Here is a 20,472-nt window from a genome sequence, read left to right as displayed (position 1 = left end):
AGACTTACGCCTTCAAACCAGAGAGCGTTTGATTCAGGTCGTCGGGCTGGATTTCACCCAATATCTTCCGGTTAATGCTGCCATCTGCATTGAAAACAATGGTAAATGGCAGGCCACCGCTAGGATTTCCCAGCTTGCGCAGGGTATCGATGGCACCAGCGCCAATGACCCGCAACGGGTATGAAACCTGTACTTTCTCGACAAATTTTTGCATGTTGGCGGCAGAATCCACGCCGATACCGACAAACTTGATTTGCGGGTATTTTTTCTGCAACGCGTCGAGTTCGGGCATCTCCTTGACGCACGGCGCGCACCAGGTGGCCCAGAAATTCACCACGATGGGCTGGCCTTTCCAGGCGGCCAGCGACTGCGTCGCGCCGTTCAGGTCGGGCAACTGCAACTGCATGAGCGCGGCGACAGGATCCTCGGCGGCGGGCGCCGCGGGTGCCTGCCGGGACTTGTTGCGCCCCAGCAGGGTGTAGCCGCCCGCGACCGTGGCGGCCACGGCCACGGCGGCGGAAAGGAGTAGGCGTCGATTCATGGCGCGATCATAACCGCTGCGGCCGGTTTTCGCCGCATCGCCCGCCGTGCCGGCTTGACCTGCGCCTATATATACAATGCAGGACAGGAGAGTTTTCAATGCACCTGCACATTCTTGGCATCTGCGGTACGTTCATGGGCGGCCTGGCGCTGATCGCGCGCGCCGCCGGCCACAAGGTCACCGGTTGCGACGCGGGCGTCTATCCGCCCATGAGCACCCAGCTATCCGAACAGGGAATCGAGCTGATCGAGGGTTTCGGCCCCGAACAGATGGCCCTCAAGCCGGACCTGTACGTGATCGGCAACGTCGTCAGCCGCGGCAATCCCCTGATGGAAGCCATTCTGGAATCCGGCGCCCGCTATGTGTCCGGCCCGCAATGGCTGGGCGACAACATCCTGCCGGGCGCCCACGTGCTGGCGGTGGCCGGCACCCACGGCAAGACCACCACCAGCTCGATGCTGGCCTGGATCCTGGAAGCCGCCGGCCTGGCACCCAATTTCCTGATCGGCGGCGTGGCCCAGGATCTGCATGTGTCCGCGCGCTATGATCCGGCGCGGCGCCCGTTCGTGATCGAAGCGGACGAATACGACACGGCGTTCTTCGACAAGCGTTCCAAGTTCGTGCACTATCGCCCGCGCACCGCGGTGCTGAACAACCTGGAATACGATCACGCCGACATTTTTCCCGATCTGGCGGCCATCGAGACCCAATTCCATCACCTGGTCCGCACCATTCCGGCGTCCGGCCGCATCATCCGCCCGGCGCGCTCCGAAGCGCTGGACCGCGTGATTGCGCGCGGATGCTGGTCCGAAATCGTCACGTTCGGCGCCGATGGCGCCTGGCAGGCGGGCGCGCCCGACGACAGCGGCGCCTTCGAGGTGCGGCGCGACGGCGCCAGCATGGGCAGCGTGCGCTGGACCCTGGGCGGCGAACACAACCGCATGAACGCGCTGGCCGCGCTGGCGGCCGCCGAGCACGCCGGCGTGCCGGCCGCCGAGGGCGTCGAGGCCCTGAGCCGGTTCGGCGGGGTCAAGCGCCGCATGGAACTGCGCGGCACGGTCAACGGCGTCAAGGTCTACGACGATTTCGCCCATCACCCCACCGCCATCGCCACCACCCTGGAAGGCCTGCGCCGCCAGGTCGGGCCGGCGCGCATCCTGGCCGTGCTGGAGCCCCGCTCCAACACCATGAAGCTGGGCGCCATGGCGGCGCGCCTGCCCGACTCCCTGCGCGACGCGGACCTGGTGTTCTGCTTCGGCGCCCGCGAGGGCAAGCACGCCCTGGGCTGGAATCCGGCGCAGGTGCTGGCGCCCCTGGGCGAACGCGCTTCCAGTTACGATGATATCGACGCCCTGGTGGCCGCCGTGACGCGCGCCGCGCAACCCGGCGACCAGGTGCTGGTGATGAGCAACGGCGGCTTCGGCGGCATCCACGGCAAGCTGCTGGCCGCCCTGGAGGCGCGCGGCTGAGGCCGGGTGCCTCCATCCGCGCCCCCGCCCCACCGGAAAGGCACCCAATGATTCTTTACCTGCACGGTTTCCGGTCCTCGCCGATCTCCTTCAAGGCCCGCCTGATGGCCGACGCCATGGCCGCCCGCGGGCTGGCCGGCGCGTGGGCCTGCCCGCAACTGCCGGCCAGCCCGCGCGAGGCTGCCGAGCTGGCGCTGGGCATCGCCCGCGAGCAATTGACAGGCGCCCCCGACCCGCTCGCGCTGACCGTGATCGGTTCGTCCCTGGGCGGTTTCTATGCCACCTGGCTGGCCGAGACGCTGGGCTGCAAGGCGGTGCTGCTCAACCCCGCCGTCGAGGCCGCGCGGGACCTGGCGACCCAGGTAGGCGAGCACCGCATGTATCATTCCGACGCGCCGTTCATGTTCCTGCCGGAATATGTGGAGGAACTGGCCGCCCTGCACGTCGGCCGGATCACCCGGCCAGAGCGGTATTTCCTGGTGGCGGCGACGGGCGACGAGGTGCTGGACTGGCGTGAGATGCGTGATCGCTACGCCGGCTGCCGCCAGCGCATCGTGCAAGGCGGCGACCATGGCCTGTCCGGTTTCGCCGACTGGATGCCCGAGGTGCTCGAATTCGCCCTAGGCTCCACGCCGAATGGCCCCAAATAACACTGACATCAACGATAGATAGCTGCGCAAGGCGGCGCGTGCGCGCCGCCCAGGACGACCCTCACCATGTATGTGTTTTACGAAGACGACGGCAGCTTCAAGGCCGGCCATATCCTGTCCGAAACCGACGCCAGCCTGCAGGTGGAGTCGGAGTCGGGCAAGCGCAGCAAGATCAAGCGCGCCAACACGCTGTTCAATTTCGCCGCGCCCGAACCGGCCGCGCTGATGGCCCAGGCGGCGGCGCTGGCCGAAACCCTGGATCTGCAATTCCTCTGGGAATGCGCGCCCCAGGAAGAATTCGACTCGCCCGCGCTGGCGGCCGATTACTTCGGCCACGCCCCCACCCCGGTGGAACAGGCCGCGCTGCTGATGCGCCTGCACGGCGCGCCCGCCTATTTCCACCGCCGCGGCAAGGGCAGCTACCGCCCCGCCCCGCCCGACATCCTGGCCGCCGCCCTGGCCGCGCTCGAAAAGAAACAGCGCCAGGCCGAGCAGCAGCAGGAATGGGTCGACGAGATGGCCGCCGGCCGCCTGCCCGAGCCCATCGCCCAGGCGGCCGAATCACTGCTGATCCGGCCCGACAAGAATTCGCAGCAATGGAAGGCGCTGGACGCCGCCTGCGCCAAGCTCGGCAAGAGCCCCGACCGCCTGCTGCTGGAACTGGGCGCCTGGCCGCACGCGCTGGCCCTGCACAAGCGCCGCTTCCTGGCGGTGAACTTCCCGCGCGGCCTGGCCTTCCCCGAGCTGGAACTGCCGCCGATCGACCGTGACCTGCCGCTGTCGGATGCCGAGATCTACTCGGTCGACGACGTCACCACCACCGAAATCGACGACGCGCTGTCGGTCTCCACCCTGCCCGACGGCAATCTGCGCGTCGGCATCCACGTGGCCGCGCCCGGCCTGACCGTGACACGCGACAGCGAGTTCGACAAGCTGGCGCGCGCGCGCCTGTCGACCGTCTACATGCCGGGCGACAAGATCCCCATGCAGCCCGACAATGTCATCAAGGCGTTCTCGCTGGACGCCGGCCGCGAGGTGCCGGTGCTGTCGCTGTACGTGACGGCCAACCCGGAAACCGGCGAGATCATCGAGTCGGACACGCGCCTGGAGCGCGTGGTGGTGCGTGAGAACCTGCGCCACAACATGCTCGACGCCCAGGTCACCGAAGAAAGCCTGAACGACGCCTCCACCGACCTGCCCTACGGCCACTGGCTGCGCCCGCTGTGGAAGCTGGCGCAGGCGCTGTCGGCGCAGCGCGAAAACGTGCGCGGCAAGCCCGAGAACAATTCGCGGGTGGAATACAGCTTCTACCTGGACGGCGACCCCGACGATCCCGACACCCCGGTGCGCCTGGTGCCGCGCCAGCGCAACGCGCCGCTGGACCGGATGGTGGCCGAGTACATGATCCTGGCCAACAATCTGTGGGGCGGCCTGCTGAACCAGCACGGCGTGCCCGGCATCTACCGCTCGCAACAGGCCGGCCGCGTGCGCATGAGCACGCAGGCGCTGCCGCACGAAGCCATTGGCGTGCCGCAATACGCCTGGAGCACGTCGCCGCTGCGCCGCTACGTCGACCTGGTGAACCAGTGGCAGTTGATCGCCGCGGTCGAGCACGGCGTCTCGGCGCGCCTGGTGGCCCCCTTCAAGCCGCGCGACGCGGACCTGTTCGCGATCATCGGCGCGTTCGACGCGCAATACGCGGCCTGGGCCGAGTTCCAGAGCGCGATGGAGCGCTACTGGTGCCTGCGCTGGCTCAAGCAGCACAACATCACCCGCACCGTGGCGCACGTGCTGCGCGAAGACCTGGTGCGCTTCGCCAACTGCCCGCTCGTGACCCGCATCGGGGGGATGCCCGAGCTGGAGCGCGGGACGGCGGTGGAGGTGGAGATCCTGGGGATGGATGAGTTGTCGCTGGAGCTGGATTGCCGGTATGTGGGGCAGGTGGGGCCGGCGGCTGAAGAGGCTGCTGCCTAGGGCGGTATTTGGCTTGTCGCTGGGTTGTTTCTGCTGGCGGCGGGGGGCTTTCTTAGGCCGCCCGTCTGGCAGGCGGCCCGGGCGGCGGGCGCCCACGATTGCGGTCCGGAGCGTTCGCTCCGGACTTCCCCTTCCTCATCCTCGTTGCCGCCTGCCGGCGGCTGCCTTCGGATTCCGTCGGGCGCATCGAGGTTGCCCGCCGCCCGGGCCGCCTGCCAGACGAGCTACGTTTTTCTTGGCCTGTGGCGCTGCAAGAGCGAGGACACTTCACGAGATTGCTGATGCCCGTTGCGGGTGCCCGCGCGGGCGGCCGCCCGCAACTTACGCGGTGTCTTGGCTTGGCTTGATGACGCTGTGCGCGGGTGGCGGGTGGCTTGCTTGGGGGGCCGTCCAGTCGGGAGGGGGAGAGAGTGGCGGCGCGCGATGGAGGGTGGCTTGCGCGTGACGGGCTTGGCGCGCGCCTGATACTGGGGAAGAACGGCTGATAGGGAAGAGGTCTGGCGATGCATCGCGGATCCTTCCACGGGAAGAACGCCCGATGCATCGCGGATCCTTTCCACGGAAGACAACGCCCGATGCGTCCCGGACTCATCCAAACGTAGAACCGCCGGCATTGCCTCTCCGATTCCTCCGCATCTCGCCCGACCTCTCCCCAAATGCCAAAGAAGGCCGCCCGCGCGGCCGGTTTTGGCGGCCCCGCCAAATCTTCCGTCCCGACCCGGTCTGCCGCCAGAACGCCAAGCACACGATTCGCCCCCGCGCCGGTGAAGTGATCACGCCGTAGCCCGTGGCGTCGGCGGCCGGTGGGGTGCGGGGCGTGTAGATGCGCCCGAGGGAAACCGTAGGGAGCCGAAGGCGTACGAGGTTGACAACGGGGAAGTCCGGAGCGAAGGCTCCGGACCGCAATCGTAGCCCCGCGCCCCACCGGCCGCCGACGCCACGGGCGGCCAAAAGAACACCACAGCCTCCCCGACAGCGACAGCACCAAAGCCTCCCGTTAAACTCCCGAAAAAATCACAATCGATATCGGAGGACGGACATGCGCATTCTGCTGGTCGAGGACAACCTCGACCTGGGCGATGCCGTGGAGAGCAAGCTGCGCTCGGCGGGCCATAGCGTGCAATGGGTGCATGATGGCGTCGCCGCGCTGCGCTGGGGGCTGGACGAGACCTGGGATGCGCTGGTGCTGGACATCAACCTGCCCGGCAAGGACGGCTTCAGCGTGATCCGCGAACTGCGCGCGGCCGGGCTCGAAGCGCCTGTGCTCGTCGTCACCGCGCGTTCCGAAATCGAAGACAAGATCGACATGCTCGACCTGGGCGCCGACGACTACCTCGTCAAACCCTTCGACCTGCGCGAACTCGAAGCCCGGCTGCGCGCCCTGCTGCGACGCCCCGCCGGACAGACCAGCAGCGTGACCGCCTACGGCAACCTGAGCCTGGACCTGGCCAATCGCCACGTCACGCTGGCCGGCGCGCCGCTGGAGCTGGGCCGGCGCGAGTTCCGGCTGCTGGAGATCCTGCTGGGCAAGCTGGGGCAGACCGTCGCCAAGGAACGGCTGATGAACCAACTGTTCGACCTGGATGATGGATCTTTGAACGCGCTGGAACTGCTGATCTCGCGCCTGCGCAAGAAACTGGCCGGCGCCTCCGTCGATATCGTCACCGTGCGCGGCGTCGGCTACCAGGCCCGCAGCCATGAGCCTGCCTGAAAGCGCCTCCATCCGCCGCCGTGTCTTCACTCTGGGCGCGGTGCTGCTGGCCTGCGCGCTGATCGGGCTGGTGTTCTTCCTGCGCGACTACGCCCAGCGCGCCGCCGAGCAGGCCTTCGACCGGCTGCTGGCGGCGTCGGCGTTGACGATTGCCGGCTCCGTGCAGATCGAGGACAACGGCGTCACCGTCGAGCCGCCGGTATCGTCGCTGGCCATGCTGTCGGGCAGCGAACGGGTGTTCTACGAAGCCCGCGCGTCCAACGGCCGGCTCATCACGGGCTATGCCGACCTGGCGCCCGGCCTGCCGCTGGCGCAGTCGGCCACCCCGGTCTTCACTTACCTCAGCTACCACGACGAGCCGGTGCGCGTGGCCACGGTGGGACGGCTGGTGTCGGCCAGCCAGCATGCCGGCTGGGTCACCGTGCGGGTGGCCGAGACGCTGGGGTCGCGCGAGGAGCTGGCCGACGAAATCCTGGGCCGCAGCGTGCTGCCGCTGGTCGTGGTGTCGCTGGTGGCGCTGGGCCTGCTGTGGTTCGGCGTGCAGCGCGCCTTCGCGCCGCTGGCGGTGATCGAACGCGAACTGCGGCAACGGGCACCGGACGACCTGGCGCCGCTGGTCACGCCGGTGCCGACCGAGGTGCGGCGGCTGGTCGAGGCCCTGAACGCCTTCATGCAGCGCCTGTCAGGGATCATGGACACCCTCAACACCCTGGTCGCCGACGCCGCGCACCAGGTGCGCACGCCGCTGGCCTCGCTGCGCGCCCAGGCCGAGGTGGCGCTGGATGAAACCGATCCCAAGCGCCTGCGCGAACGGCTGGGCCGCATCCACCTGAACGCCACCCACGCCAGCCAGTTGATCAATCAATTGCTGATGGACGCCACCATCACGCACCGGCTCGGCAAGGGCGCGCGCGCGCCAGTGGGCGTGGCCGAGACCATCAACGAAACGCGCCGCCGCATCGGGCCGCTGGAGGCGCAGCGCCTGCGCATCGAAATCGCGCCGCAGGTGCGGCGCGCCCGCATCGCCGGCGACCGCGTGGCGCTGCGGGAAATGCTGCGCAACCTGGTCGACAACGCGCTGCGTTATGCGCCCGAGGGCGCCGTCGATATCCAGGCGACGCCGGTGGCGGGCTACCGCGTGGCGCTCACCGTGTCCGACCGCGGCCCGGGCATCGCCGATGACGAAAAGGACGCCGTGCAGCAACGCTTCACGCGCGGCCGCGCCGGCGGATCGCAGCCGGGCTCGGGCCTGGGCCTGGCCATCGTGCGCTCGGTGGCCATGGCGCACGGCGGCTCGCTGTGGCTGCAGGACCGCCCCGGCGGCGGCCTGTCCGCGCGCGTCATCCTGCCGCTGGCGCGGCAGCGCGCGGGCCGCGCCGTGGCCGGGTTGCTCGGGGCCATCGGCACAACGCTGTTGCTGCTGGCCGCCGCGCCCGCGGACGTGCGCGCCGCCGAAATTCCCGAGATCGTCACCCGCTATCCCGCGCCGCAGCCGTCTTCGCGCGTGCTGACCATCGCCGGGCCCACCGACACGCCGGTGGTGGCGCCGCTGATCCTTGGCTTCCAGGCGCAACGGCCCGACGTCACGGTGGTTTACCGCGAGATGGGCAGCCGCGAGCTGTACGAGGCCGCCATCGAGGACCGGCTCAAGGACGTGGACGTGCTGATGAGCTCCGCCTCGGACCTGCAGATCCGCCTGGCCAACGACGGCTATGCCCAGCGCTACGCCTCGCCCTACGCCGCCAAGCTGCCGTCGTGGGCGGTATGGCGCAACGAGGTCTACGGCTTCACCTTCGAGCCGGCCGTGATCGTCTACAACCCCAAGCGCTACACCGAGGCCACGGTGCCGCGCTCGCGCCAGGACCTGCTGCGCACGCTGGAGCACGACCGCGCTCGGCTGCATGGCCGCGTCGGCACCTACGACATCTCGCGCAGCAGCGTGGGCTACCTGATGGCCGAGCAGGACGAGCTGGTGTCGTCGAACTTCTGGGGCCTGGCCAACGCCTTCGGCCAGGTTGGCGTGCGGCTGTCGGCCACCAGCGCCGAACTGCTCGATGCCATCGAGACCGACGAGATGGACCTGGGCTACAACATCCTCGGCTCCTACGCCCTGTCGCGCCAGGCGGCGGGCAGCAAGATCGGCGTGGTGTTCCCGCAGGACTACGTGCTGGTGCTGGCGCGCTCGGTGTTGATCACGCGGCGCGCGCCCAACCCGGACCTGGGCCGCGCGCTGGTCGACTGGCTGTTGTCGCCGGCCGGCCAGCAGGTGGCCTCCAGCCACGCGGCGCTGGGGTCGATCATGGAAGACACCCCCGGCCGCTGGACCTCGGAAGCGGTGCTGGCGCGCTCGCAGGGCATCGTGCAGCCGGTGGTGCTGTCGCCCGCGCTGCTGGTGGGGCTGGACCAGCGGCGCCATTCGCGCTTCGTGCAGAACTGGATCCGGCTGATCACCGACACACCTGAGCGGCCCTAGGCCAGGGCGGCCGCGGACACCGGGATTACCCTTATCCCGGCTGTCGTCCCATGACAGGACGACGACAGACGCCGAAACCTAAGATGGACGCCAAGCAGGCCCTTGCGCCTGTCGATACCAAATCCAAACGGAGACAAGACATGCTTGCCAAGTCCAGACTGGCGGCCGCCTGCGCCGCTGCATTCGCCATCGCCGCCGGCAGCGCCTACGCCCAAACGGTTCCCGCGGGCTACCCGGCCGATTATCAGAAGATCCTCGACGGCGCCAAGAAGGAAGGCAAGGTCGTGATCTACTCGACCACCGACACCAAGGCCGCCGGCCCCATCATCAAGGGCTTCGAAGCGCTGTATCCGGGCATCAAGGTCGAATACAACGACATGAACAGCACCGAGCTGTACAACCGCTACATCAGCGAGCAGGCGGCGGGCGGCAGCAGCGGCGACATCGTCTGGAGCTCGTCGATGGACTCGGCCCTCAAGCTGGCCACCGACTACGCGCTGCAGTACAAGTCGCCCGAAATCGGCAAGCTGCCGGCCTGGGCGGTGTGGAAGGATTCGGCCTACGGCACCACCTACGAACCGGCGGTGTTCATCTACAACAAGCGCCTGATCCCGGCCAACGAAGTGCCGACCACGCACGGCGCCCTGGCCAAGCTGATCGCCAGCCAGCCGGACAAGTTCAAGAACAAGGTCACCACCTACGACATCGAGAAGTCGGCCGTGGGCTTCATGCTGGCCGTGCAGGACAAGGCCAACGATCCCAAGTACTTCGAAACGCTCAAGGACATCGCCAAGGGCGGCCTGATCGTGCAGTCGTCCACCGGCACCATGATGGAACGCGTGTCGTCGGGCGAGAACCTGATCGGCTACAACATCCTGGGTTCGTACGCCGAGACCCGCGCCAAGACCGACCCGTCGCTGGGCGTGGCCTACCCGACCGACTACGCGCTGGTGCTGTCGCGCGTGGCGTTCATCAGCAAGAAGGCCAAGAACCGCAACGCCGCCAAGCTGTGGATGGACTACCTGCTGTCGCAGAAGGGCCAGGAAATCATGGCCAACCAGGCCGACCTGGCCTCGGTCCGCGACGACATCGAAGGCGACAACGACGTCGACGGCATGACCAAGAAGCTGGGCGCCTCGCTCAAGCCGATCCCGGTCAACGAGACGCTGCTGGACTACCTGGAGCAGAACAAGCGCCTGCAGTTCATCAAGGACTGGCGCGCCGCCGCCGGCAAGTAAGGCTGTCGCCGGTACCGCCGGGGGCCGCGCGCCCCCGGCCGCAAGCACGCGGGAGGGCGTAGCACCGCCGCCCGCCAGGCCGCCCGTGGCCCGGGTGTTCATGGCCAGTGGGCGCGACCCGCGTCTATCGAGATAACAGGATTTTCCCCATGCAGTCATTGCGCAGAAAATGGCAGTCCCTGCCACGCGGCGTGGTGGTGCTGATCACAGCCTTGGCCATCTACGTGCCGCTGTCGTTCATCATCATCCAGAGCTTTCTATCCGCGCCCTTCTTTTCGCCGTCCAAGGTCTTCAGCCTGGATGCGTTCCGCTTCATCTTCGCGGACCCCGATTTCTACAAGGCGCTGAAAAGCGGCTTCATCCTGGCGTTCGGGCTGGCCATCATCGCCATCCCGCTGGGCGGCATGCTGGCGTTCCTGATGATCCGCACCGACCTGCCGGGCCGGCGCTGGATCGAACCGCTGATCCTGGTGCCGATCTTCGTGTCGCCGATGGTGCTGGGCTTCGGCTACGTGGTGGCGGCGGGCCCGGTCGGCTTCTTCTCGACCTGGGCGCAGAACATCCTGGGTTTCGTGCCCTGGAATGTGTATTCGCTGACCAGCATCGTCATCATCGCCGGCCTGACGCACGTGCCGCACGCCTACCTGTACATCTCGTCGGCGCTGCGCAGCATGGGCTCGGACGTCGAGGAAGCGGCCCGCGTCAGCGGCGCCTCGCCGCTGCGCGTGATGGTGTCCGTGAGCCTGCCGATGGTGCGCCCGGCCATGCTGTACGCCACGGTGCTGCTGTTCTTCCTGGGCCTGGAAGTGTTCGGCCTGGTGCTGGTGCTGGGTGACCCCGAAGGCAACCTGGTGCTGGCCACCTACCTGTACAAGCTGACCAACAAGCTCGGCATCCCGTCGTACCACCTGATGGCCGCGGTGGCCGTGGTGCTGATCTGCATGACGATCCCGCTGGTCATGCTGCAGCGCCGCCTGATGCGCACCGCCAACCGCTTCGTCACCGTCAAGGGCAAGGCCTCGCGCGCCCGTCCGCTGCCGCTGGGCAAGTGGCGCTGGGTGGCCGGCGGCGTGGTGGCGTTCTGGCTGCTGGTCACCATCGTGGTGCCGCTGCTGGGCGTGCTGCTGCGCGCCTTCGTGTCCAACTGGGGCATGGGCGTGTCGCTGTTCGACGTGCTGTCGCTGGACGCGTTCCGCACCGTGTTCTCGCAACCCAACCTGATGCGCGCGATCGTCAACTCGGTGGCCATCGGCGTGTTCGGCGGCGCGCTGGCGGTGATCTGCTACACCTTCGTCGGCCTGGCCATGCATCGCAAGCCGGACAACGTCACGCGCTTCATGGACTACAGCGTGCTGGTGCCGCGCGCCGTGCCCGGCCTGCTGGCGGGCCTGGCGTTCCTGTGGGTGTTCCTGTTCGTGCCGATGTGGCTGGACAACGCGCTCGACGCCGACCTGGGCGGCTGGCTGTCGGGCCTGCCGTTCGCCGAGTGGGCGCGCGAGAACTTCGTCGAATGGCTGCGTTCCATGCGCAGCACCATCTTCAGCGTGTGGCTGGCCTACACGGTGGTATGGATGGCCTACGGGCTGCGGCTGATCTCGTCGACGCTGTTGCAGGTCGGCCCCGAACTGGAGGAAGCCGCCCGCAGCGCCGGCGCCCGCCGCGGCCAGGTCACGCGCCACGTCACCGTGCCGCTGGCCAAGTACGGCCTGATCGGTTCGTGGCTGCTGATGTTCCTGATTTTCGAGCGCGAATACTCCACCGGCGTCTATCTGCTGTCGCCCGGCACCGAGACCATCGGCTCCATGCTGGTGTCGCTCTGGGCCTCGGGCGCCATCGACATCGTGGCCGCGCTTTCCTTCATCAATATCGTTCTGGTCGTGATCGGCCTGGGCATCGCCCTGCGATTCGGAGTCAAACTTCATGATTGAGCTTTCTGTAGAAGACCTGCACCTGGATTACGGCGACAACCCGGTGCTCAAGGGCGTGTCGATGCAACTGCGCCAGGGCGAAGTGGTGTCGCTGCTGGGCCCCTCGGGCAGCGGCAAGACCACCCTGCTGCGCGCCGTGGCCGGCCTGGAAGGCCCCAAGCGCGGCCGCATCACCATCGGCGATCGCACCGTCTACGACGGCGCCGCGCGCCAGGAGATCCCGGCCGAAGAGCGCAACCTCGGCCTGGTGTTCCAGTCGTATGCCCTGTGGCCGCACAAGACCGTGTTCGACAACGTCGCCTACCCGCTCAAGCTGCGCAAGGTGCCGTCGGGCGAAGTGCGCGAACGCGTACAGGCGGTGCTGGACCAGCTCGGCCTGGGCAAGCTCGGCCAGCGCCATCCGCACGCGCTGTCCGGCGGCCAGCAGCAGCGCGTGGCCATCGGCCGCGCCCTGGTGTACAGCCCGCCCGTGATCCTGCTGGACGAGCCGCTGTCCAACCTGGACGCCAAGCTGCGCGAGGAGGCCCGCGCCTTCCTGCGCGAGCTGATCATCCGCCTGGGCCTGTCGGCATTGATGGTGACGCATGACCAGAGCGAAGCCATGGCCATTTCCGACCGCATCCTGCTGTTGAACAACGGCAAGATCGAGCAACAGGGCACGCCGCAGGAGATGTACGGCGCGCCGTCGACGCTGTTCACCGCCGAATTCATGGGCAGCAACAACCGCCTGGACGGCAAGGTCACCGAAGTGCGCGATGGCCGCGCCCGCATCGAGGGCCGCGGCTGGGCGCTGTGGGGCAAGGCCGGGGAAGGCGTGGCCGCGGGCCAGGACGCCACCGCCGTGATCCGGGTCGAACAGGTCCGCCTGGCGGACGACCCCGACGGTAACCACATCGACATGCCGCTGCTGACCAGCATGTACCTGGGCGACCGCTGGGAATACCTGTTCCGCACCCCCGACGCGGATCCGGCCAACACGCTGGCGCTGCGCGCCTACGGTCCCGAGGGCCGCGAGCCCGGCCCTTGCCGCCTGGCCCTGCCGGCGGACAAGGTCTGGGTGTTCCCGCGCCCGGCCAAGTAAGGTGACGGCGGCGGGCGGAGTGGCTCTACAATGCGTGCGTGCAACACGTCGCTGACTCCCCTCCCCCGCTGAGCCGTCCGCTGCGGTGGCTGGGCGCGCCCGCCCAGCATTACCTGCGCATCGGCCTCGCGATTTCGCTGTTGGTGCACGCCGGCGCCCTGGCGTGGCGCTTCGGCGCGCCCGCCTTGTCGCGGCCCCCGGCGACCAGCCTGGAGGTGGTGCTGCTGAACGCGCGCAGCGAGACGCCGCCCGATACCCCCCGCGCCCAGGCGCAGAACCAGATGAGTGGCGGCGGCAACGCCGAGCGCGGCCTGTCCACCACCCCGCTGCCCCAGACCGGCGCCTCGGCCGAAACCATCGTGCTCGAGGCCATGCGGCGCCGCCAGGTGCAGCTCGAGGCCGAACAGGCCCGCCTGATGACCCAACTGCGCGCGGCCGACAAGGCCGGCGCCGAGCGCCAGGCCGTCAATCCCTGGCCCGACGGCAACGAACGCGGCAAGGACGCCGAGGACCAGGCCAGCGTCATCCAGAACGCCCAGGTCGCCGCGCTGGCGGCAAAGGTGCAGCAGTACAGCGCCGAGCCGCGCAAGCAGTTCGTGGCGCCCTCGGCCGAAGCCTCGCGCTACGCCGCCTACCTGGACGCCTGGCGCGCCCGCATCGAAACGGTCGGCACCCAGCATTACCCGGAAGAGGCGCGTGGCCGTATCTACGGCTCGCTGCGCATCACCGTGTCGGTGCGCGCCGACGGCAGCATCGCCGACGTCGAGATCGACCAGCCGTCGCCGCACGCGGTGCTGAATCAGGCCGCCCGCCGCATCGTGCAACTGGCGGCGCCATTCCCGCCGTTCCCGCCCGAGATCGCGCGCGACACCGACGTGCTGGTCATCACCCGCACCTGGCATTTCGTCAACGACACCCTGGAAACCCAAGCCCCATGACCGAGGCGTCCCCTCTTGCCCGCTATGCCGTGATCGGCAACCCTATCGCGCACAGCCGCTCGCCGCAGATCCACGCCCTGTTTTCCCGCCAGACCGGCAAGCCGCTCAGCTATGAACGCCTGCTAGCGCCGGTGGACGGCTTCACGGCGGCCGTGGCCGCCTTTGCCGCCGAGGGCGGCCTGGGCCTGAACGTGACGGTGCCGTTCAAGCAGGATGCCTATACGCTGGCCGCGGGCCGCCTATCCAGCCGCGCCCGGCTGGCCGGCGCGGTCAACACCCTGTCCTGGCGCGACGGCGCCTGGCATGGCTGCAACACCGACGGCGTGGGCCTGGTTTCCGATCTGCTGCGCCTGGGCGTGCGCCTGACCGGCGCCTCGGTGCTGCTGGTGGGCGCCGGCGGCGCCGCCCGCGGCGTGCTGCAACCCTTGGCACAGGCCGGTTGCGCCCGCATCCATATCGTCAACCGCACCGCCGCCCGCGCGCTGGAGCTGGCCGAGGGCTGGCGCGAGACCGGCGCCGAGCCGCAGACCCGGGTCACCGCCGGCGGGCTGGCCGACGCCGCCCAGCCCGGCGGCTGGAACCTGGTGGTCAATGCCACCGCCAGCGGGCTGCAGGACGCCGCTCCCGACCTGCCCGCCGGCCTGTACGCCGAGGGCGCGGCCGCCTACGACATGATGTACGGCGCCCAGCCGACGGCGTTCATGCGCCAGGCCCGTGAGGACGGCGCCGCCCTCACGGCCGACGGCCTGGGCATGCTGGTGGGCCAGGCGGCCGAGAGCTTCTTCATCTGGCACGGCGTGCGGCCCGACCCCGCCCCGGTGCTGGCCGCGCTGCGCGAGGCGCTCATGGCCGGAAACTGAGCCGATGGCCGCCCGCGGCAAGAGCGGCAAGCGCCGCTCCTGGTTCCGGATCATCACCGGCGCGCTGATGGCGCTGGTGTGCGCGGTGCTGCTGTACCAGTTCTGGCTGTTCGGCCTGGTGGTCTGGTACAACTACCAGAACCCGGGCAGCAGCGCCGTGATGCGCGAGGAACTGTCCCGGCTGCAGGATGGAAACCCCGATTTCCGCTTGAAATACGAGTGGGTGCCCTATGACAAGATCAACCGCAGCCTGAAGCTGGCGGTGGTGGCGTCCGAGGATTCCAACTTCACCGAGCATGACGGCGTCGAGTGGGACGCCATCCGCAAGGCCTGGGAATACAACCAGAAGCAGGAAGCGGCCGGACGCAGCAAGATGCGCGGCGGCTCCACCATCACGCAACAATTGGCCAAGAACCTGTTCCTGTCCAGTTCCCGCAGCTACCTGCGCAAGGGCCAGGAACTGGTGCTGACCTACATGATCGAACACGTCATGAGCAAGGAGCGCATCCTGGAGCTGTACCTGAATGTGGCGGAATGGGGCGTCGGCGTGTTCGGCGCCCAGGCGGCGGCCAAGCATTATTTCAACGTGCCGGCGGCCAGCCTGGGGGCCGCCCAGTCGGCCCGGCTGGCGGCCATGCTGCCGAATCCGCGCTTCTACGACAGCCACCGCAACTCGAACTACCTGAACTCCCGCGTCTACACGCTGACCCGGCGCATGCAGATGGTTGACATTCCCTGACACGGAAACCGGCGGCTTCGACAGCCCGGGCCCACCCGGGGCGGCCGGATTTGTTAAGCTTTCACGTTTAGCGCTACTTCGCCCTTTTTCATGCGTACCGCACGTCGCTACCTGGCCCGCGAGATCTATCGCTCTTGTGCAGTGGTCCTCATGGCCCTGCTGGGCCTTTTCACGTTCTTCGCGCTGGTGGACGACCTGGACAACGTGGGCGAAAAGTTCTCCATGATGGCCCTGCTGTACATGCAGGCGCTGGCCATCCCCACCCGGCTGTACGACCTTTTGCCCATCGGCCTGCTGATCGGCGCCATCCTGGCGCTGGCGGGGCTGGCCCAGCGCAATGAGCTGGTGATCCTGCGGGTCTCCGGCGTCAGCGGCATGCGTCTGCTGCGCATGCTCTGGATCGTCACCATTCCGTTGATGATCGGCGCCGCCCTGCTGTCCGAGTACGTCACCCCCTGGGCCGAGATGAAGTCGGGCGAGGCCAACCTGGTGTTCCGCGGCAAGGCCGGCGGCGACCGCCTGAACAGCGGCTACTGGTTCAAGGAGCCCATGGCCAACGGCGGCACCCGCATCATCAACATCGCTGAGCTCAAGGGCGACGGCCAGGTCACCGGCATCACCCTGTATGAATTCAAGAAGAACCTGACGCTGTCGGTGCTGTCCACCGCCCCGAGCGGCCTCTTTGCCCATGGCGACCTGGTGCTGAAAGACGTCGCCGAGACCCGCCTGGACGACAACGCGGCCGAGACGCTGGCCGATGCCCGGCCGCCGAAGAATCCTCCCGCGGTGGTGGTGAAGGTGCCCGAGCGCACCGTCGACACCACCCTGAGCGCCGAACGCCTGCTGGCCCGGATCCTGCCCCCTGAGCGGATGTCGATCGCGACGCTGCTCGACTATGTGGATTATTTGCGCAACAACCAACTGCAATATGGTCGACAGGTGGTCGCCTTGTGGCGCAAACTGGCATATCCGTTCACGCTGCTGGTGATGATCACCATCGCCGCCCCCATCGGCCTGATGCAGACGCGCCGCGGCGGCGTGGGCGCCAAGGTGTTCATCGGCATCCTGCTGGGCGTGGGCTTCTTCATGCTCAACCAGTTGGCGCTGAACGTCGGCATGCTGGGCAAATGGCCGCCCTGGCTCACCGCCCTGGGGCCGAACATCGGCGCCATGGCCCTGGCGCTGGGCGCCATGAGCTACATGGAATACCGCCACACCATCACCCGAATCGTCCAACAACGTTGGCCCTGGAGCAAGAGTCCCGCATGAACGGCAGTATCTGGATGATCGGCGACGTGCAAGGTTGCTGCTCGCCGCTGGATCGCTTGCTGTCCCATCCCGATCTGGTCGGCGACCCGCAATCGCGCTTCTGGTTCGCCGGGGATCTGGTCAACCGCGGCCCGCAGTCGCTGGCGACGCTGCGTCGCATCATCGACCTGGGCGATCGCGCCACGGTGGTGCTGGGCAACCACGACCTGCACCTGCTGGCCGCCGCCGCGGGCGTGCGCAAGCCGTCCAAGTCCGACACGCTGGACGACATCCTGCGCGCGCCGGATTCGGCCGACCTGATCGACTGGCTGCGCTCGCGCCCGCTGGCGCATTTCGAGCAAAATCACCTGATGGTGCATGCGGGCACGCTGGCCAAATGGGACGTGGCCAAGACGCTGTCGCTGGCGGCCGAGGTGCAGGACGCGCTGCGCGGCCCGAACTGGCAGAAGGCGCTGCAGAAGATGTACGGCAACGAACCGTCGACGTGGAAGGAAGACCACAAGGGCGGCAAGCGGATGCGGGTGATCATCAATGCGCTGACGCGTATCCGCCTGTGCACGCCGAACGGCCACATGGAGTTCGCGACCAAAGTGACGCCGGGCGCCTGGCCGGCTGGCCTGGTGCCCTGGTTCGACGTGCCGAACCGCGCCACGCGCGACGTGACGACGGTATTCGGCCACTGGTCGACGCTGGGACTGATGCAGCGGCCGGACGTGATCTGCCTGGATACGGGATGCGTGTGGGGCGGGGCGTTGACGGCGTTGCGGCTGCAGGATCGGAAGCTGGTGCAGGTGAAGTGCTCGCAGTTCCAGGATCCGTTGTCCGAGTGACGATCGTCCTATTGCGACCGACGGCGGTGACCGCGGCTGCTCAGCATCTGCCCGTCGCGCGTTTCTGCCGCTGAGGCAGCCCCCTCAAAGCACCGCCTGGATCGCGTCCCGGGCCTGATGCGACAGTTCCAACCGCGTCGGCGCCGTCCCGTCCGCGTGTTGCGTTGCCAGCACCGGCAAGAACACCACTTCGACCGCCAGCCCCGTCGTTCCCAGCACCCGCCAGAGATTCGCCACCAGCGTTTCCTCGCCCACGAAGGCCGCGAAGCCGCTGCGTTCGCCGTGTTGCAGGAAGCGCAGGGCCACCGGCTGGATTTCGACCGCGGCCGTGCGGGCCGGCTCGAACAGGCTCGCATGGAACGGACGCAGCGTGAAACCCTCGCTCGTCGTGCCTTCCGGGAACAGGCCGACCGCGTCGCCCTGCTTGAAGCGCGCCTGCATCGACTCGCCCATCGCGTGCACCGCGTGGCGTTGGCCGCGTTCGATGAACAGCGTGCCCGCCCCCGCCACCAGCCAGCCGATCACAGGCCAGGCGCGGATCTCGCTCTTGGCCACGAACGAGGTCGCGCGCGCCGAATTCAGCACGAAGATGTCGATCCACGACACATGGTTCGCCACCAGCAGCACCGGGCCCGTCATGCGCGGCTGGCCCTTGAAGACGACTCGCAGGCCGCAGGCCGCCATCAGGCAGCGCGACCAGGTGCGGTTGAGCCAGGCCCGCGACTTTGGGCGCAGCAGCGGATACACCAGCCCCACGCACAGCAGGCCCAGAACGATCAACGGCACCACCAGCATCAGGCGAAGAACAAAGCGCAGCAGCTTCAAACAGGCGTCTCCCAGGCCGGACGGCCACCCACCAGGGTGGCGCGGACACGACCGGGCAGCATCATACCCGCGAACGGCGTATGACGGCTGTGGCTTTGCAGGGCGCCCGGCGCCACCAGCCATTCGGCCTCCAGGTCCGCAAGGCACAGATCAGCGGGCGCGCCCACGCCCAGTTCACCCAGGCCGGACAGCGCCGGAGACAACCCGCGCAGCACCGCCGCGGGTCCCGACGTCACCCGGGCCAGCGCCTGCGGCAGCGGCAGGCGGGCGTCGCGGGCCCATTTCAGCGTCAGCGACAGCAGCAATTCCAGGCCGGTCGCGCCGGGCTGCGAGTGCGGGAACGGAACGGACTTGCCGTCATCGTCCACCACCGCATGATCCGAACATAGCGCGTCCACCAACCCCTCGCGCAGCGCCGCCTGGATCGCGTCGCGGTCGCGCTGGCCGCGCAGCGGCGGGCGCAGGTGGAAAGCCGTATTGAAATAGCCGATGTCCACATCGGTCAGGTGCAGGCTGTTGGCCGAGACGTCGGCGCTGACCGGCAGTCCTTCGCGGCGGGCGGCGCGCAGCAGGTCCAGGCCGCGGGCGGTGGAAAGGCGCGACAGGTGCACGCGGGCGCCGGTGGCGCGTTGCAACTCGAAAATCGTCTGCAGGGCCAGCGCCTCGGCTTGAGGCGGCTGGCCTTCCAGGCCCAGGCGGTCGGCGTAGGCGCCGGCGGCGACCACCGCCCCCTGCGCCAGCCAGGGGTCCTGCGGCCGCAGCCACAGCGCCAGGCCCTGCCCGGCCGCATAGCGCATGGCGCCCCACAGCACCCGGGTGTCGACGATGCCGGACTCGCCCGGCGAGAAGGCCACACAGCCGGCCTGCGCCAGCAGGCCCATTTCGGCCAGGGTCTCGCCGCGCAGGCCGACCGTGAGCGCGCCAAGCGGCAGCACCCGGCCGTGCCCGGCGGGCGCCTCGCGCAGCAGCGCCTCGACCTTGGCCGGTTCGTCCAGCGGCGTGGCGACATCCGGCGGCAGGGCCAGCGTGGTCACGCCGCCCGCCAGCGCGGCGCGCAGCTCGGCGGAGGAAAAGCGGGCCTGCGCCGCCGCGCCGGCGTCCTGGCACAGCACGCGCGCCGACAGGTCCACCAGGCCCGGCAGCACGGCCAGGCCGGCGGCGTCGATGCGGAGGTCGGCATGGAAACCGTCGGGGGCCTGGCCGACCGCCGCCACTCGGCCATCGGCGATGAACAGGTCCTGGATGCCGTCGCGGTCGTGGGCCGGGTCGATCAGGCGGCCATTGGCGATGTGCAGCCTCATGCGGCGACTCCAGCCAGCACGCTCAAGGCGGCCAGGCGCAAATGACATTCAGAGCGGGCCAAACCGGCGTCAATGTCGCCCAGGCCGGCGGCGACATCGCCATCGACCTCGATGCCCGGCGTCAGCGCGGCGGCGGGCAGCAGCAGGGCATCGGGCCGGGCCAGCGCCAGGCGGTCCCGCGTCAGGCCATGACTGGCGGCGTATTCGCGCGCCGACGGCAGCAGCGCGCCGCTCATGCGCTCGGCGCGCAGGGGCAACACCATCACCACATCGGCGTCGGCCAGGCATTCGTGCAGCGTGGCGCAAGCCCGCACGCCCAGTTGCGGCAGGCCGTCGGGCAACAGGGTGCGTGGCGCGGCGGCGCGCACTTCGGGCACGCCCAGCGTGGTCATGGCATGGATCAGGCCGCGGGCCACGGCGCTGTGGCGGATGTCGCCCACCAGCGCCACGGCCAGGTTGGTCAGATCGTGCCTGGCCTGCAGCATCGCCTGCACGCGGGCCAATGCCGGCAGCGGATCGGCGTGCGCGCCGTCGCCCGCGTTGAGAATGCGCAGGCCCGGCGCGCAGGCGCCGGCGGCGCTGACGGCGGCGCCGCTGGCCGGATGCCGCAGCACCAGGATGCCGGCCGGCAGGCCGGCGGCGACC

Annotated in this window: 17 protein-coding genes; 13 read left to right on the top strand and 4 right to left on the bottom strand. The window is 68.8% G+C overall.

The window, feature by feature from the left end; translation table 11 throughout:
• Positions 1-4 precede the first annotated feature (4 nt).
• Entirely contained in the window at positions 5-541 is a 537-nt protein-coding gene (locus tag HV783_RS12805) for a TlpA family protein disulfide reductase (protein ID WP_175189286.1), read from the bottom strand.
• A gap of 98 nt (positions 542-639) precedes the next feature.
• Here HV783_RS12805 and mpl point away from each other — a divergent pair, with 98 nt between their 5' ends.
• From mpl to HV783_RS12740, 13 genes are all read left to right on the top strand, one after another.
• On the top strand, positions 640-2,010 hold the full coding sequence (mpl, locus tag HV783_RS12800) for a UDP-N-acetylmuramate:L-alanyl-gamma-D-glutamyl-meso-diaminopimelate ligase (protein ID WP_054503413.1): 1,371 nt from the start codon (positions 640-642) through the stop codon (positions 2,008-2,010).
• 47 nt (positions 2,011-2,057) lie between these two features.
• Positions 2,058-2,660, top strand: a complete 603-nt coding sequence (locus HV783_RS12795; protein WP_054503412.1) for a YqiA/YcfP family alpha/beta fold hydrolase — start codon at positions 2,058-2,060, stop codon at positions 2,658-2,660.
• A 66-nt stretch (positions 2,661-2,726) separates the two neighbouring features.
• Complete coding sequence (locus tag HV783_RS12790) at positions 2,727-4,634, top strand: ribonuclease catalytic domain-containing protein (protein ID WP_175168029.1); 1,908 nt, start codon at positions 2,727-2,729, stop codon at positions 4,632-4,634.
• Positions 4,635-5,673: 1,039 nt separating this feature from the next.
• Positions 5,674-6,345, top strand: coding sequence for a response regulator transcription factor (locus HV783_RS12785; RefSeq protein WP_054503410.1), 672 nt, complete (start codon positions 5,674-5,676; stop codon positions 6,343-6,345).
• Positions 6,332-8,818 (top strand): sensor histidine kinase, encoded by a 2,487-nt coding sequence (locus HV783_RS12780; RefSeq protein WP_175189261.1) that lies wholly within the window; start codon positions 6,332-6,334, stop codon positions 8,816-8,818. Before HV783_RS12785 ends, HV783_RS12780 begins: the two co-directional genes overlap by 14 nt.
• A 140-nt stretch (positions 8,819-8,958) precedes the next feature.
• Positions 8,959-10,056: an ABC transporter substrate-binding protein gene (locus HV783_RS12775; RefSeq protein WP_054503409.1), complete on the top strand. Its 1,098-nt coding sequence runs from the start codon at positions 8,959-8,961 to the stop codon at positions 10,054-10,056.
• A 149-nt stretch (positions 10,057-10,205) separates the two neighbouring features.
• Positions 10,206-11,984, top strand: coding sequence for an ABC transporter permease (locus HV783_RS12770; RefSeq protein WP_049071111.1), 1,779 nt, complete (start codon positions 10,206-10,208; stop codon positions 11,982-11,984).
• Complete coding sequence (locus tag HV783_RS12765; RefSeq protein ID WP_049071108.1) at positions 11,977-13,065, top strand: ABC transporter ATP-binding protein; 1,089 nt, start codon at positions 11,977-11,979, stop codon at positions 13,063-13,065. The genes HV783_RS12770 and HV783_RS12765 overlap by 8 nt, the downstream gene beginning before the upstream one ends.
• A 38-nt stretch (positions 13,066-13,103) precedes the next feature.
• The gene (locus HV783_RS12760; protein ID WP_081273639.1) at positions 13,104-14,003 is read left to right on the top strand and encodes a TonB family protein; all 900 of its coding nucleotides are present in this window, start codon (positions 13,104-13,106) and stop codon (positions 14,001-14,003) included.
• Entirely contained in the window at positions 14,000-14,863 is an 864-nt protein-coding gene (aroE, locus tag HV783_RS12755) for a shikimate dehydrogenase (RefSeq protein ID WP_054503408.1), read from the top strand. The genes HV783_RS12760 and aroE overlap by 4 nt, the downstream gene beginning before the upstream one ends.
• A 4-nt stretch (positions 14,864-14,867) precedes the next feature.
• The gene (mtgA, locus tag HV783_RS12750) at positions 14,868-15,602 is read left to right on the top strand and encodes a monofunctional biosynthetic peptidoglycan transglycosylase (RefSeq protein ID WP_054478367.1); all 735 of its coding nucleotides are present in this window, start codon (positions 14,868-14,870) and stop codon (positions 15,600-15,602) included.
• A gap of 90 nt (positions 15,603-15,692) precedes the next feature.
• The gene (gene lptG, locus HV783_RS12745; RefSeq protein ID WP_175189260.1) at positions 15,693-16,871 is read left to right on the top strand and encodes an LPS export ABC transporter permease LptG; all 1,179 of its coding nucleotides are present in this window, start codon (positions 15,693-15,695) and stop codon (positions 16,869-16,871) included.
• Positions 16,868-17,701 (top strand): symmetrical bis(5'-nucleosyl)-tetraphosphatase, encoded by an 834-nt coding sequence (locus HV783_RS12740; RefSeq protein ID WP_054503406.1) that lies wholly within the window; start codon positions 16,868-16,870, stop codon positions 17,699-17,701. Before lptG ends, HV783_RS12740 begins: the two co-directional genes overlap by 4 nt.
• Positions 17,702-17,785: 84 nt before the next feature.
• Here the strand turns inward: HV783_RS12740 and HV783_RS12735 are convergent, their stop codons facing one another.
• The 3 genes from HV783_RS12735 to HV783_RS12725 form a co-directional block, all read right to left on the bottom strand.
• Positions 17,786-18,526, bottom strand: a complete 741-nt coding sequence (locus tag HV783_RS12735) for a lysophospholipid acyltransferase family protein (protein WP_054503405.1) — start codon at positions 18,524-18,526, stop codon at positions 17,786-17,788.
• Positions 18,523-19,827 (bottom strand): dihydroorotase, encoded by a 1,305-nt coding sequence (locus HV783_RS12730; RefSeq protein ID WP_175189259.1) that lies wholly within the window; start codon positions 19,825-19,827, stop codon positions 18,523-18,525. The genes HV783_RS12735 and HV783_RS12730 overlap by 4 nt, the downstream gene beginning before the upstream one ends.
• Positions 19,824-20,472, bottom strand: a 649-nt coding sequence (locus HV783_RS12725; protein WP_175189258.1) for an aspartate carbamoyltransferase, incomplete at its 5' end; no start/stop codon positions are given. The genes HV783_RS12725 and HV783_RS12730, both read right to left, overlap by 4 nt.

It is taken from the genome of Achromobacter dolens, assembly GCF_902859745.1.
In the GTDB taxonomy this organism is placed as follows: domain Bacteria; phylum Pseudomonadota; class Gammaproteobacteria; order Burkholderiales; family Burkholderiaceae_B; genus Achromobacter; species Achromobacter dolens.
This window is presented reverse-complemented; position numbering and strand designations above follow the sequence as displayed.

Excerpts from the sequence above, each read along its gene's own strand:
- HV783_RS12805 (WP_175189286.1), bottom strand. The coding sequence starts at position 541 with ATGAATCGACGCCTACTCCTTTCCGCCGCCGTGGCCGTGGCCGCCACG.
- mpl (WP_054503413.1), top strand. The coding sequence starts at position 640 with ATGCACCTGCACATTCTTGGCATCTGCGGTACGTTCATGGGCGGCCTG.
- HV783_RS12795 (WP_054503412.1), top strand. The coding sequence starts at position 2,058 with ATGATTCTTTACCTGCACGGTTTCCGGTCCTCGCCGATCTCCTTCAAG.
- HV783_RS12790 (WP_175168029.1), top strand. The coding sequence starts at position 2,727 with ATGTATGTGTTTTACGAAGACGACGGCAGCTTCAAGGCCGGCCATATC.
- HV783_RS12785 (WP_054503410.1), top strand. The coding sequence starts at position 5,674 with ATGCGCATTCTGCTGGTCGAGGACAACCTCGACCTGGGCGATGCCGTG.
- HV783_RS12780 (WP_175189261.1), top strand. The coding sequence starts at position 6,332 with ATGAGCCTGCCTGAAAGCGCCTCCATCCGCCGCCGTGTCTTCACTCTG.
- HV783_RS12775 (WP_054503409.1), top strand. The coding sequence starts at position 8,959 with ATGCTTGCCAAGTCCAGACTGGCGGCCGCCTGCGCCGCTGCATTCGCC.
- HV783_RS12770 (WP_049071111.1), top strand. The coding sequence starts at position 10,206 with ATGCAGTCATTGCGCAGAAAATGGCAGTCCCTGCCACGCGGCGTGGTG.
- HV783_RS12765 (WP_049071108.1), top strand. The coding sequence starts at position 11,977 with ATGATTGAGCTTTCTGTAGAAGACCTGCACCTGGATTACGGCGACAAC.
- aroE (WP_054503408.1), top strand. The coding sequence starts at position 14,000 with ATGACCGAGGCGTCCCCTCTTGCCCGCTATGCCGTGATCGGCAACCCT.
- mtgA (WP_054478367.1), top strand. The coding sequence starts at position 14,868 with ATGGCCGCCCGCGGCAAGAGCGGCAAGCGCCGCTCCTGGTTCCGGATC.
- lptG (WP_175189260.1), top strand. The coding sequence starts at position 15,693 with ATGCGTACCGCACGTCGCTACCTGGCCCGCGAGATCTATCGCTCTTGT.
- HV783_RS12740 (WP_054503406.1), top strand. The coding sequence starts at position 16,868 with ATGAACGGCAGTATCTGGATGATCGGCGACGTGCAAGGTTGCTGCTCG.
- HV783_RS12730 (WP_175189259.1), bottom strand. The coding sequence starts at position 19,827 with ATGAGGCTGCACATCGCCAATGGCCGCCTGATCGACCCGGCCCACGAC.